The sequence below is a fragment of the Pedobacter sp. MR2016-19 genome (assembly GCF_014947265.1).
GTDB lineage: Bacteria > Bacteroidota > Bacteroidia > Sphingobacteriales > Sphingobacteriaceae > Pedobacter.
In genome coordinates, this window is the sequence record NZ_JADCNK010000010.1 from 61,796 (window position 1) to 75,889 (window position 14,094).

General features: G+C 42.4%; 9 protein-coding genes. 6 read left to right on the plus strand and 3 right to left on the minus strand.

The window, feature by feature from the left end; all coding sequences use genetic code 11:
* The first annotated feature begins 58 nt into the window (after nucleotides 1–58).
* From IM793_RS14285 to IM793_RS14310, 6 genes are read left to right on the plus strand one after another with little or no spacing between them, the layout of a single operon-like run.
* Nucleotides 59–3,130, plus strand: coding sequence for a TonB-dependent receptor (locus tag IM793_RS14285; protein WP_193422428.1), 3,072 nt, complete (start codon nucleotides 59–61; stop codon nucleotides 3,128–3,130).
* 18 nt (nucleotides 3,131–3,148) lie between these two features.
* Entirely contained in the window at nucleotides 3,149–4,846 is a 1,698-nt protein-coding gene (locus IM793_RS14290; protein ID WP_193422430.1) for a RagB/SusD family nutrient uptake outer membrane protein, read from the plus strand.
* A 17-nt stretch (nucleotides 4,847–4,863) separates the two neighbouring features.
* A complete protein-coding gene (locus IM793_RS14295) occupies nucleotides 4,864–6,240 on the plus strand; it encodes a DUF4960 domain-containing protein (protein WP_193422432.1) in 1,377 nt (458 codons plus the stop codon).
* Between the two features lie 31 nt (nucleotides 6,241–6,271).
* The gene (locus IM793_RS14300; protein WP_193422434.1) at nucleotides 6,272–7,825 is read left to right on the plus strand and encodes a glycoside hydrolase family 32 protein; all 1,554 of its coding nucleotides are present in this window, start codon (nucleotides 6,272–6,274) and stop codon (nucleotides 7,823–7,825) included.
* 11 nt (nucleotides 7,826–7,836) lie between these two features.
* A complete protein-coding gene (locus IM793_RS14305) occupies nucleotides 7,837–9,795 on the plus strand; it encodes a glycoside hydrolase family 32 protein (RefSeq protein WP_193422436.1) in 1,959 nt (652 codons plus the stop codon).
* 35 nt (nucleotides 9,796–9,830) lie between these two features.
* Nucleotides 9,831–11,348, plus strand: a complete 1,518-nt coding sequence (locus IM793_RS14310; RefSeq protein ID WP_193422438.1) for a glycoside hydrolase family 32 protein — start codon at nucleotides 9,831–9,833, stop codon at nucleotides 11,346–11,348.
* 262 nt (nucleotides 11,349–11,610) lie between these two features.
* Here IM793_RS14310 and IM793_RS14315 read toward each other — a convergent pair whose 3' ends face one another.
* The 3 genes from IM793_RS14315 to IM793_RS14325 all read right to left on the minus strand — a co-directional run bounded on the left by IM793_RS14315 (nucleotide 11,611) and on the right by IM793_RS14325 (nucleotide 14,066).
* Nucleotides 11,611–12,537, minus strand: a complete 927-nt coding sequence (locus IM793_RS14315) for an AraC family transcriptional regulator (protein ID WP_193422440.1) — start codon at nucleotides 12,535–12,537, stop codon at nucleotides 11,611–11,613.
* 12 nt (nucleotides 12,538–12,549) lie between these two features.
* Nucleotides 12,550–13,467, minus strand: a complete 918-nt coding sequence (locus IM793_RS14320) for an SDR family oxidoreductase (RefSeq protein ID WP_193422442.1) — start codon at nucleotides 13,465–13,467, stop codon at nucleotides 12,550–12,552.
* A gap of 257 nt (nucleotides 13,468–13,724) precedes the next feature.
* The gene (locus IM793_RS14325; protein WP_193422444.1) at nucleotides 13,725–14,066 is read right to left on the minus strand and encodes an EthD domain-containing protein; all 342 of its coding nucleotides are present in this window, start codon (nucleotides 14,064–14,066) and stop codon (nucleotides 13,725–13,727) included.
* Between the last annotated feature and the right edge of the window lie 28 nt (nucleotides 14,067–14,094).

Here is a 14,094-nt window from a genome sequence, read left to right on the forward strand (position 1 = left end):
ACATAACCGGCCAATGCTGATTATATAGAGAGAAACTAACCATTATAAACCATATTTTATGAGAAAAGTAATACTTTGCTGTGTTCTTGTGTTTTGCTTTATGGCAAGTACATATGCACAAATCCGAAACATTACCGGGACGGTTACCGATAAATCCTCAAAACCTGTTCCGGGAGCTTCCGTCTATAATGTAGAAACAGGTAAATCCACACAAACAGACGAAAAGGGGAAGTTTTTAATTCAGGCCGCCGCAGGGCAAACCCTCCGATTTATTTACATGGGTGCTCAGACAGTTAGTTCCAAGGTTGGCCCTACTTCGGTAGTAGACGCACAACTGGAAGTTTCCGCTACTAACCTGAACGATGTGGTGGTAACGGGCTACCAGACGGAAAGAAAAAAAGATCTGACAGGTGATGTGGCCATTGTGGATGTAGATGAACTTAAAAAGCAATCTGTAGCCAACCCGATGAAAGCATTGCAGGGCCAGGTAGCGGGCGTATACATCACAGGAAACGGAGCGCCCAGCGCTCCGGCAACCATTCGAATCAGGGGTATCGGAACTTTAAATAACAACGACCCTTTATACATTATCGACGGTGTACCTACCAAGTCAGGCATGCATGAACTCAATCAGGCTGATATTGAATCGATGCAGATTCTTAAAGATGCTTCATCTGCCAGTATCTATGGCGCCAGGGCAGGAAACGGCGTAATTGTAATTACCACTAAAAAGGGTAAAACCGGTAAGACACAGTTAAGTGGTAACGCTTACTCATCGCTTTCTACCTATGTCAATAAGTTGGATATGCTGGATGCGGAAGGTTATGGTAAAATTTTGTGGCAGGCTTATGTTAACAAAAACCTCGATCCTAATTCGAATGGATTGCGTTATCAATTCGACTGGAAGGTTGACCCAAACACCAATCAGCCTGTATTGAACAAGGTGCTTTTACCTGAATTCCTAAACTCTACACAAACCCTTCGCACCTCAAATACAGATTGGTTTAAAGAAATATCCCAGCTTGGTATCATTCAGAATTATGATGCCCAGGTTTCAAGCGGAACTGAAAACGGACACTATTTACTTTCCCTCGGCTACTTTGACAACAAAGGCATTGTAAGAACGACCGGATTCAACCGTATCTCAGCGAGAATAAATTCAGACTATAAGTTATTCAATGGTGGCTTGACGATAGGTCAGAACCTGAGCGTAACCAAAACAAAAGAAGTTGCTGCCGACATTATCAATTCCGCACTGCAGGCATTGCCTATTATACCGGTGCATACCGTAGACGGCATAGGCTGGGGCGGTCCTGTTGACGGGATGAACGATCGCCAGAACCCTGTTCGGGTGCTGGAAGACAATCAACAGAATGGCTATGATTACATGAGGTTATTTGGTAATTTCTTTGCCGATGTTAAAATCGCTAAGGGTTTGGTATTCAAATCCAATTTCGGGATTGATTACGGTGACTATACAAGCCGGAACTGGCAAAAAAAATACCAGAGCGGTTACCTGGTTAATGATGTGAACAAAGTAATTAATACCCAGACACACAATGTAAAAACTACCTGGACCAATACCCTGAATTACAGCCTGGAGTCAGGCAATCACCGCCTTAACGCCTTTGCAGGAACAGAACACTTTGTTGAAAATAACAATACTTTTATGGCATCACGGGAAGGATTTGTTTTAGAAGATCCTGACTACCTTTATTTAGATGCCGGTACGGGAATAAAAGACAACAGCGGCAGTGGCGCAAAAAACGTGCTCATGTCTTACATAGGTAGAGCAAACTATTCTTATATGGATCGTTACCTCCTATCTGCAACCATCAGAAGAGACGGTTCTTCCAGGTTTGGAGCAAATAATAAATATGGTTGGTTTCCTGCATTCTCAGGTGCCTGGAGAATTAGCGAAGAATCTTTCGTAAAGAATAATACCTCAATTGTTGACGATTTGAAACTTCATGCAGGATGGGGAAAAACCGGTAATCAGGAAATTAATAATAACGCGATTTATAATATTTACCTGTCCAATTACAATATCACTTCTTATGATATCAATGGAAACAAAAGCGGTGTGCTTCCTTCCGGGTTTTATCTGTCCCAGAATGCCAATCCAAACCTGCGTTGGGAAGCAACAGAAATGAGCAATGTCGCACTCGACTTTTCGCTCTGGAAACAAAAACTTTATGGTAGTGTTGGCTATTACATTAAGAAAACCACTGGAATCTTATTGCTTCCTCCATACATTGGCGTACTTGGCGAAGGCGGTAATACCTATGTAAACGGGGCATCAATGGAAAACCGTGGATTTGAACTATCCATAGGGCACAAAAGCCGCTTAACTGATGATTTAAGTATCGATGTGAACGGGAATTTCGATATGGTTAGAAATAAGGTTACCTACTTGCCTCCGGCAGTAGTAAACGCCTACGGAGGTGATGGTAAGGGACAGAATATTCTGGGGAGAACCATTGGATCTTTCTTCGGTTATGTTGCCGATGGTCTTTTCAGAACTCAGGCTGAAGTAGATAATCATGCTGCGCAGCCCAACAAAGGACTTGGAAGAATCCGTTACGTGGATTTAAACCATGACGGTGTTATCGATGTAAATGACCGTACCTGGATTGGAAATCCCCTACCTAAATATACATATGGGTTTAATGCGAACATCAACTACAAAAATTTTGATTTCTCTTTTCTTCTGCAGGGTATAGGTGATGTAGCCATACAAAATGAGGCCAAATCTTATACTGATTTCTGGAGTGCCGTTGAATCTTCCTCAAATAAAGGAGCGAGGTTATTAAACGCATGGTCACCTTCCAATCCGAACTCCGATATTCCGGCAGTAGCGCTTACAGATGATAATTTCGAGTCTCGTCTTTCGACCTATTTTATAGAAAATGGATCTTATCTTAAACTGAGAAACGCTCAAATCGGCTATACATTTAACAAACAGCTGATCAGCAAGTTAAAAATGCAGAATCTTCGTGTTTACATCGGAGGAGACAATTTAGCCATTTTAATGAAGTCAAAATCCTTCACCGGTCTGGATCCGGAGACCCCAGGGTTTGGCTATCCTAATCCACTGGTTGTTACAGCCGGAATTAACGTAAGATTTTAAATAATTGAAGATTTTATTATGAAAAAATATATAATCACCCTTGCCGTCTCGCTAATATTAGCCACAGGCTGCAAAAAAGCACTTGAAGTTGGACCTAAAGGTTCGCTTAACGAAAGCCAGGTTGCAACTCCGGCACAGGCCGAGGGTTTTGTAACCGCCGCTTATTCACAATTAGGAAACGATGAGATCAACAGGGCATTTAGCATGTACCAGTATGGAAATATCCGCGCTGATGATGCCTATAAAGGCGGTGGCGGTATCAATGATGGAGATGTTTTCCATAATATGGAGACTTTTATTGCCTCCAGACCTGACCAATGGAACTATGATGGCATCTGGTTTAATATCTATGTAGGCATCAGGCGGGCAAATGAAGGCATCAGGGTATTGAGCAAGTTTAGCGAAGCGGAATATCCCTTGGTTAAAACCCGTTTAGCAGAGCTTCGTTTCTTACGCGGATACTGGTACCTGATGGTAGAAAACCTTTTTAAGAATATCCCGTATATTGATGATACAGTGCCTTCAGATGACTACAAATTAGTGAAGAACAATGCACTAAGCAGAGATCAGATTCTGGAGAAGATTGCCGGTGACTTTCAGGCTGCTGCCGAGGCATTACCAGCAACCCAACCACAAATAGGAAGAGCCAATAAATTTGCTGCTTATGCTTTTTTAGCTAAAACACGTTTGTTTCAGGCTTACACGCAAAATGCAACACATGCCGTAACAGGAATCGACCAAAACCGGTTACAACAGGTTATTGATGCATCCGATCAGGTTCTGGCCTCATCCTATAAGTTACAAGCAGATTTTGCAAATAATTTCACTTCCGGAACATTTGAGAATGGCACTGAAGCGATTATGTCTGTTCAGTTTTCCAGTAATGATGGCGCAGGACGAGGCCGGGTAAACTTTGGTGATATGCTTACGGTACCACAAGGTATCGGATGTTGCGATTTCCAAAAACCATCACAAACCCTGATGAACGCTTTCAGAACAACAACTACAGGGGTACCATTATTCGATACTTTCAACCAACAGAATGTCGATTTTGCTACAAACACAGTCGATCCAAGGGTAGATCACACCATATCCAGACCTGGAGCTCCATGGAAATATGATCCAACAAGAGTGGTTACAGCAAGCTGGAGCAGGAATATTCCGCTATACGGAACTTATAATTCCATGAAAGAAAATGTATCACCAGATTGTGACTGTTTTATAAATCTTGCTCCCTTTTTCGGCAATACAAAAGCCAGAATTATGATCAGGTTGGCTGATGTGATGTTATTTAAAGCAGAGGCGCTGATTGAACTGGGCAGGCAGAGTGAGGCTTTAACGATTATAAATGCAATAAGAGACCGGGCATCTAAAAGTACAGCAAAACTGGTGATGGCTAACGGACAGCCTACCTCTAAATACAACGTACAGCAATATGTTCCGGGAACAAACATCGTTTGGGATCAGGCAAATGCCAGAAAAGCGCTGCGATTTGAACGTCGTTTAGAAATGGCACTGGAAGGAGAAAGGTTTTTTGATCTCATCCGATGGGGCGTAGCCGATCAGGTAATCAACTCCTTTTTTGATTCGGAAAAAAGCACCAGAAGTATTTTTATCAGTGCGAGATTCACAAAAGGAAGGGATGAATACCTGCCAATTCCTCAAAATCAAATCTTCTTTAGTGAAAATAACTATGTTCAAAATCCAGGTTACTAACCTTTAACTTACAGATAATGAAATTAAAGCAAATATTGAAAGCACTTTTATTTTTTGTAGTGGTACTACCATTTATTGGCTGCAAAAAGGATAAGAACAATGATTTTAAACTTGACAGCCAGGTACAGCTCATGTCTTATTCGATTAATGGTATTGCTGCTACTATCGACCAAAAAACGGGTGCGATAAGCGTTAATGTTCCTTTTGGTACAGATATTTCAAATTTGACACCTAAGGTGGAAATGCCAGATGGCGCAACAAGTTCCATGAATTTTAATAAACCCATTAATTTTACCGGTGCCGTAGATTTCAGGGTAATGAATGGAAATGTTTTCAAAGATTATTCAACAACGGTGAAAATTATTCCTCCACTCAAAAGCGTCTCTGTGGGTAGCTTAAAGGCATCAATAAATCACGATAACCGTACCTCAACGTTAATCCTTCCCGATGGAACAGATTTAGCTGGAATTAAACCTATCATAGAAGCAGAGCCAGACGTTGTGGTTAGCCCGCTAAGTGGCACAGCACAGGATTTCAGTCAACCGGTAACCTACACTTTCACCAAGGGCAATTTTACAACAAGTTACCAGGTCACCTTTATCAGTAATTCTGTAAGCGAGTATGCGTTTTTAGGTACAGCAAGTTCAAGATCGGCAATAACTAACCCGGATGAAAAAGCAGCAAGTGACTGGTTTTTTGCCACCTACCCTACTGCAGACTATATTTCATTTGGCGCATTGGAAACCGGAAAACGTCTGTCTAACTATAAAGTGATTTGGTGGCACTTCGACTCTGCACAAGATCTCCCTGCTCAGGCAACCAGTTCTGCCAGTTTGAATGCGCTGAAAGCCTACCGTAACGCAGGTGGAAGTTTACTACTAACATCTTTTGCCGGCAGGTATGTTGAAGCATTGGGCATAGTACCAGCAGGTAAGGGTCCAAATAATGTTTTTGGCGATTTTCTCCCGAATGGCTTTATCGAAAATGGTAGCGACTGGGGGATCTCTTTCAAAGGCAAGGAATCTCATCCCCTCTTTCAGGGTTTGGAGACCTATGAAACCGGGAAGGCCAATCTTTTGCAAAAAGGAACATTCCGACTTAACCACACGGCCTGGTGGTTTCTTCCTGATTGGGGAGGTTACATGAATGGTGCAGGATGGCGTCAGCAGACAGGTGGCGTAAACCTGGCATCTGAAGCATGGGACGATAACCTCGACGGTCGCGTTGGCATCGCTGAATGGCCTCAAACCAATGGTCCGGGAAATGTAGTCGTAATCACCTTTGGTGCATACGATTGGTATTCAGAACCTCAAAATGGTGCGCCTACCAGTAATAGATTCATCACGAACATTCGCAGACTTACCAAAAATGCGATCGACTATCTAAAAAAATAATTTCACAATCAAATAGTGATTTAATATGGCATTGAAAAGAATATTATTAGCAGGAATGGCGATTTCGCTTTTCCTGTCTTGCACCAAAGAAAAAACCTACGCCCCGGCCGAGCCTTTTAGCGAAGAGAAATTTAACATCTTCCCGAAACCACAAATAAGCCCGAATTCTACTACAGGACAGGCCACGGGTTGGGTTGGCGATGTGATGCCAAGCTATGTGAACGGGCAGTTTGAATTGTTTTTTCTACACGATGATCCCGATCAGGTAAAACAAAGTAGCACTGGTCAGCATGCTATCCACAAGCTGAGTTCTAAAAACCTGCTTGATTTCAGCTATGATGGCGAGATGATTCCATATGGCAATAAATCGACACAAGATAACCTCATTGGCACAGGATCTATGGTAAAAGCCGGAAACACAAATTACTTTTATTATACGGGTTTTAACTCAAACAACAGCTGGTTGCAGAATACGAACAGCGCATTGGTTTCAGGCAACACCCGCGAAGCGATTATGTATGCCACCAGCAGCACCACTACAGGTTGGACAAAAAAGCCTGGTTTTGCGCTTAAGGCGCCAGACGGTTATGCGACAACAGACTTTAGAGATCCGTATGTATTCTATAATACAGAGTTTTCTACCTACTGGATGATGGTGAGTGCTCAAAAAGACAATAAAGGTGTAATACTCGTTTACACCAGTAGCGATCCGGCAAGTGATAACTGGCAATTAAGAGGACCTCTTTCTGTTGAAGGCGATTATCTGATGCTTGAGTGTGCAGATGTTTTCAAAATTGATGACAAGTATTTTATGCTTTTTGCAGAAGATTGGAGCACAAGCCCGGGAACGCATTACAGGGTCGCATCGTCTTCAGCAGGCCCATGGTTAAAGCCAGCAGATGGAATGGATATGTTTGACGGGCATCAGTTTTATGCCGGTAAAACAGCAAGTAATGGCACTGAACGTTATGCTTTCGGCTGGGCACACCGCCGCAATCCGGAAAACGACAATGGTGTTCGCACCTGGGGAGGAAACCTCATCAGCCAGCAAATTACTAAACTGGGCAATGATAAGCTTGCGGTGAAAGCCCCAAGTAGCGTAAAAAGTTATTTCAGTAAAGATGCAGATGCTATAGTAAGCGCTCAGACCGGCACCGTTAGCGGATCGGCTGGAACCTATACCCTAACCGGAACCTCTTCAGCTTCAGGATACAGGTTTGCAGCGCTTAACGGAACAACTATGGTTAAAGGAAAACTATCTTTAAGCAATCTTAATGGAACAGCCTCCTTAAACTTTAATGCTAAAACTGATCTTAGCGGATCCTACCAGATCAGGTTCGAACCGGCATCAAATCGTATTGCCGCCTATAATAACGGCCAGGAAGTTACCCGCGTTCCATTTGTTTTCGAACAGGGAAAAACATACGACTTTAGTGTTATTGTGGATGGATCGATCATCGTACTCTATCTTAACGATCAGGTTGCACTAACAAACAGAAGTTATAGTGCCAAAGGTACACCATGGTCGCTGACTGCTAATGGTTTAGAGGTAAAAGTTACTAATTTGAAAGTATCAACCCATTAATCGTCAGGATGATGAGCATTAAATTTGATTATAGGTTTGATTTGAGGTATATCCTCGGACTGTTTTTATTGGTGGGCGGATGCGTACATGCCCAGGAAATCAATAGAAAAGCACAGGAATATCGACCTATGTATCATTTCAGTCCGGCAAAAGGATGGATGGGCGACCCGGATGGACTGGTTCATTATAACAATATTTACCATCTTTTTTGGTGGGGTCATGCCGTTTCAAAGGATCTGGTTTACTGGCAGGAAATGCCAAGACCTATGAAAGAGGGAATGGGATTTTCTTACTTCAGCGGGTCGGTGGTCGTAGACAAAATGAACACCGGAGGATTTGGAAAGAATAGTATGATCGCTTTCTATACCAAACACCTTCCCGGTGATTCGATTCCTGAAACACAAGCCATTTCCATCAGTAACAATGAGGGACAAAGTTTTGATTATTACCAGGGGAATCCGATTCTGGATATCAATAAAGTGTTTTTCAGGGATCCACAGGTTTTCTGGTATGAGCAGGATAAAAGCTGGAAGATGGTCGTGTCCAGACCTGATGTCCAGCAGATTCATATTTATCAGTCATCAGATCTCAAAAACTGGGATTTTTGCAGTAGCTTCAAAGGCTTGGGGGCAAAAAACTCATTTTGGGAATGCCCTGATCTTTTCGAACTTCCAATTGAGGGAACGAATAAGAAAAAATGGGTACTGATTATCGGACGAGGTCCGAATAGAGTGCAGTATTTTGTGGGTGATTTTAATGGAAAAACTTTTGTCACCGATGAAAAGCTCGCTGATTACCTTACTGCTGGAAAAGGCATCAACGGGTCTGTTTTTGAGGATTTTGAGGGCAAAAATTCAAAATGGCCAAAGTTTCCGGAAGAACATAAAAACAAGGCATCTGAAACCAGCGACTATTTAGGTAATCACTACCTCAGTACAGCAAATGTTACCGGGGCAATTGTCCGGTCAAAATCCCTGCCTTTCATCATAAACACTAAAGCCATTAATTTTTTGCTGATGGGTGGAAATCACCAGGATAGCACTTGTATAAATCTTTTGGTGGATGGTAAGATAGTGAGGACAATTGTTGGTGATAATACCAAGGTGTTTAAGTGGAATGGATGGGACGTGCGCCCCTGGACAGGTAAAAAAGCACAACTGGAGCTTGTAGATTTGAGCAAAGATACAACTACCGGATTCATAGCTATTGATCATATCACGTTTTCTGATCAATTAAGCAATCAACACCTTGAACACGCCTTGTGGCTGGATTACGGACCTGATTATTATGCGACCAGAACCTGGAGGGATTATGACAACAAAAACGGTCTGGCCGATACCGTTCATGCCATAGGCTGGCTGGGAAACTGGGACTATGCACGCAAGGCACCATCCAAATGGGGAAAGGGGTTTCAATCCATTCCCAGGGTGATGACTTTGAGAGAAACGCCATCAGGATTGAGGGTTTTTCAGCAGCCGATACCGCAGCTCGCCCAACTTCGTGAGAGTGGTATTCGTCAACAGTTACAGCTAAAAGGTGTTCAATCTATCAAAAACTTTAAGCCTGAGGTGAATTCTTATGAACTCGATGCCACATTCACCCGCGGAACCGCTAAGGCATTTGGATTGAACCTGCTCGTTGGAGAAGGCAGAAAACTGGAACTAAGATATGATCCGCAGCTTGGCGAACTTACCTTAGACCGGCGCAACTGTACCAACTTCATTACGGATACCGCTTTTACAAAATCGTTTGCAAAAAAGTATGCTGTACCCTTAGCTTTGAATAATGGCAGCCTTAGTTTACATATCTTTATCGATCGTTCTTCGATTGAAATATTTGCGAATGATGGAGAAAAAGTGGTGAGTGCCACAACATTTGCCGCTGACACTCAACTTGGTCTGGAAACTTTTTCCGAGGGTGGAAATACAAAATTAAATATCCGGGCATGGAAACTCAAAAGCATATGGTAAGCACTAATAATTAATTATATTTTAAACTTACAGAAATGGAAATAAAAAGAATTTTATACTTTGGTTTACTCATTGCATCTTTTTTTTATGGATGCACGTCGACGAGAATGGTACAACAAAAAAGTTCAGATAGGGAACCCTATCGCCCAAAATACCACTTTACACCTAAAGCCCATTGGATGAACGATCCAAATGGAATGGTCTATTTGAATGGAAAATACCATTTGTTTTTCCAGTACAATCCCGATTCTACTGTTTGGGGGCCTATGCATTGGGCCCATGCAACCAGTAAAGATATGATTCACTGGGAGGAGCAGTCCATCGCACTCTATCCGGATAGCCTTGGAACGATATTCTCTGGCAGCGCGGTCATAGATAAAGATAATACGGCGGGATTTGGTAAAAATGCGATGGTCGCAATATTTACTCATCACAACAAGAAAATTGAAGATCAGAAGACAGGACTTCACCAATATCAAAGTCTCGCTTATAGTCTTGATGAGGGTAAAACCTGGACGAAGTACAAAGGCAATCCGGTTCTTCCCAATCCCGGCATCTGGGATTTCAGGGATCCAAAAGTAATGTGGCATCCCGCTACCGGCAAATGGATCATGACCTTGGCCACGAAAGACCGGATTACATTTTATTCCTCTCCTGATTTAAAGAAATGGACCAAGGAAAGCGAGTTTGGCGAAAAGCTGGGTGCTCATGGTGGCGTTTGGGAATGTCCTGACTTATTTCCACTCGAACTTGATGGTAAAACACATTGGGTACTCCTGGTCAGCATCAATCCGGGTGGGCCTAATGGTGGTTCAGCCACGCAGTATTTTACCGGTGATTTTGATGGAAAAACTTTTAAACCAGATTCTGAAAAGCAAAAATGGATGGATTATGGCACCGATAACTATGCTGGTGTTACTTTTTCCAATACTGGCGCAAGAAAAGTCCTGATGGGATGGATGAACAATTGGAACTACGCCAACGTGGTACCGACTGGTTCCTGGCGAGGTGCTACTACCCTCCCCCGCGATTTGACCCTTAAAAAAGTTGATGAAGAAATTTATCTTGCTTCAACTCCTGTTAATGAAGTATCTAAGTTGGAGAAAGTGGTGTTTGAACGCAAAGGATTGACAGGAATTAATTCATTTGATCTTTCTGCGGGTTTAACAGAAGGAAAAGGCACTAAGATAGAGATGCAGGTTAATGGCCCGGGTGACTTCAGCATTGAACTTGGAGATGGAAAAAACCAGAAGCTTATTATTGGTTTCGAACAGAACAAAGGCTATTTCATCGATCGCAGTAATGCAGGCAAGGCTGAATTTGAGAAAAATTTCGCTAAAAAGTATTTTTCACCGCGGATTTCAAATGCAGATTATAAAAAAATAGTCATCTTTATTGATGCCGCATCTGTAGAACTGTTTGCAGATAATGGACTTACCGCGATGACTGAGGTATTTTTTCCAATTCAGAAAAACACCTTACTGGAAATAAAAAGTCCGCAGAAAATTGATGTTCCAATGGTAAAAGTTTCTACGGTTGCAAGTATTAACTAAATTAGCCACAAATGAAACAGTACAATGTCACTAATCTTCTAAGAGAGTGATCCGGCTTTGCGATCAGCAAGGCTAATACCTTAACACAGGGTCTGCCTGGCAATTTAGCTAAGCAGACCCTTTGCATTTAATAGCATAAGCTACTTTTGAACTTAGTAGCTGTTACAGTCTGATTTGCGGGTGCTGCGCCAGGCAACATAGCAGGCCTGCCGGCAGCAAAAAAGTAAGCAAATTATTTGCGTATCGTTCACTGAAATTACAATCAATTAAACGATGTCCTGAACGCTAACGGGGAAAGGCTATTTTTAGCTTTAAATAGCTTACTGAAAGACTGCGAATGTTCAAACCCCAACTGGTATGCAATTTCGCTTACTGATAAATTGGTAGTAGACAGTAGCAGCTTTGCTCTTTCGATGAGCTTTTCGTGAATATGCTGCTGTGTAGACATCCCGGTGAGGGTTTTAAGCAGACCACTCAGATAATCAGGCGATACATTCAGTTCTTCAGCGAGCAGGCCCACAGTAGGCAGACCACCTCCTTTTTTATGTCCTTCTTCGAAATAAGCGATAAGTTGTTCATTAAGGCGGTCCAATAGCTGATGGTTGGTTTTTCTTCGCGTCAGGAATTGCCGCTGGTAAAAACGTTCAGAGTAATTCAGCAATGAGTCGATCTGCGTGATCATGATATCATGGCTGAATTTATCGAGGTTATTTTGGTATTCCCGGCTAATATTATCCAGGATCTGGTTTAAAATGACCTCTTCCTTATCAGAAAGGAAAAGTGCTTCATTAACCGCATAGTCAAAAAAATCGTAGGTCTTGATCTTTCTTGCCAGCGCAGTGTTCCACAACAGGTCCGGATGGAAAAGCAGTAGCCAACCCGTTTGCTCGGGACTGGCAAATTTCTGAGGATCAAAACCACCGATCTGGCCCGGCGACATGAAACTGAGTACCCCTTCATCAAAATCGTAAGTCTGCTGTCCGTATTTGAACTTCACCGGCGACTTGAATCCCTTTTTCAGGGAGATGCTATAAAAACCATTAATCACACTCCCGGCTATGCCTTCGGGTATGTGTTCAAAGGGTTCAATTTTGATGATGCTAATCAGCGGATGCTCCGGTGCGGGGGCCCCCAACAATCTGTGAAAATCACTGATCGTTTTGATCTGGAATGGCTGGCTTTTTTCCATCGTGCAAATTGATTATTTATTTTGATAAGTCAAGGCCTGCCTAACAGCCTCTGCATAGGAAAGTGGTTTTCGGGGTAATAGTTGTCGTATTGCCGAAGGATCGCCCACCATGTCCGCTCCCAGCCCATCCAATACACCTTTAATGGCACCCTTTGGCGATTTAGCTATCAGTTCCACCAATGGAGCGGCAAAACGCAGTAAACCCAAAGGGATATGAATTTTGGAAGGATTTGGATGGCCGGTCACCGCAGCAGCTCTGTCGATCAGTTCGTCGGCGGTCAAGACATCATCACTGCCCACTTCATAACATTGGCCGTAGGCAGTTGATTTGTCCAATACACCAATCAGGTTATAAACCAGATCCTCAATGGCTATACAGCGGAACTTATTTTTTCCATTTCCGAGCACAAAAGCAATGCGCTTTTGTGCATTGGCCAAAACCATATTGAAACCCTGTCCACCGATACCAACAATCATTCCGGGCTGTATAATAGTAACATCCAAACTGCTCTCCAACAAATAGGCCTGCGTTTTCCATCGTCCGCTCGTCCAGGCGTCATTACTATTTGCGGAAATACCCAGAGAGGTAACATAGATCAGTCGATGGACACCATGCAGCCTGCAGGCCGCTACAATATTTTTTAAAGCGTTCATTTCAACGTCCATGAAATCAAGCCTGATGGTGTCTTTGTGCTGAGGAGCCAGGGTATGGACAGAGACATATACCGCATCCATCGATTCAAGAGCAGCCTCTACCAGCGAGGGATCAGAAAAATCACCTTTTACAATTTCACAGCCCAAATCTGCCAGTTCATGCACCTTCCCTGGATTGCGCACCATACAGCGTACGGCGTAACCTTCTGTCAATAATTGTTTTGTGAGATAACCACCTATAAATCCAGAGGCCCCGATTACTAAAATCCTTTTCATAATTATACTATTTATGATACAAATCTCCTTGTAATATATCAGTAGAATGTGACCAAAACAGGTTTAATTGTAGCCGAATTAGGACTGGTCAGTTTTTTATTTCAAAAAAAACAAAGGAGTTGAAATGACAGTTGAAGATAAATCGTCCTTTCGACCGCAATGAGGCTATTGGAGGCTCAACGTGACAAATTCAATTGAAGTACTATTTAGGTCGATTTATTCGAGTGACAAGCTTATATGACCTTCAAATGTAATTTCTAGATTACCGGATATTCTTTTGTGATCAAAAACCCACATTCATTCATAGCGATGAATTTTTCTTCATCGGGTCTTACCAACATCAGGTATTCATCTGCTCCAAAAACCTTGGCAATTGATTCTTCATCACGGAACCATAGCTCTGTTATTCCATCATAATACATTTCCGGGAAACCCGGGATAGAAACAGGTAGCGCATGGCACTGAACATATTTAATGACATGTTCCTGAACTACTTTTAAAGATGTAAATAATTTGGCATGAATAGTTTTGTGATAATGCACAAATTCTTCCTGATTCATTGTTGAGTGTTTACGTAAGAAAATTGAAAATTTTACCATTTTTTATTTTATTTGTTTGGCAAAATTA